We start from the raw sequence: 450 nt of genomic DNA on the forward strand, positions 1-450 counted from the left end.
GCTCTGGGAATACCGGCAGTCGATCGCGATCATCCGCGACGTGCTCGGCGACCGGATGTATCCGCTCACGCTCGCGGGCCTCGAATCCGCGATGCGCACGCTGAGCAAGTGACGCGCCCGCCGCGCCCGCCGCGCGCGTCGCCCCGCCGATTCCGCCGTTTTTCAACGCCTCACCTTCCCCACCCCGGACCCGACGTTTCACCGATGAGCAGCCAGCCGCCCGCCTCCAACCTGCCGCGCGCCGCCGCGCGAGCGAATTTTTTCACCGACACGTCGCCGTCCGCGCTCGTCGCGGGCTTCGTCGCGATGATGACGGGCTATACGAGCTCGCTCGTGCTGATGTTCCAGGCCGGCCGCGCCGCGCACCTGAGCGACGCGCAGATCTCGTCGTGGATCTGGGCGCTGTCGATCGGCATGGCCGTGACGACGATCGGGTTGTCGCTGCGGTAT

The 450-nt window shown here is 69.1% G+C and carries 1 protein-coding gene; it reads left to right on the forward strand.

Going from position 1 to position 450, the window contains the following annotated elements; genetic code table 11:
- Nucleotides 1-204: 204 nt before the first annotated feature.
- Nucleotides 205-450 (forward strand): benzoate/H(+) symporter BenE family transporter (locus J5M73_RS31390; RefSeq protein WP_207816963.1); only part of this gene is annotated, 246 nt, incomplete at its 3' end.

Origin of the sequence: Pseudomonas sp. 50_B, assembly GCF_017491625.1 — a bacterium.
GTDB classification, from domain to species: Bacteria; Pseudomonadota; Gammaproteobacteria; order Pseudomonadales; family Pseudomonadaceae; genus Aquipseudomonas; species Aquipseudomonas danubii.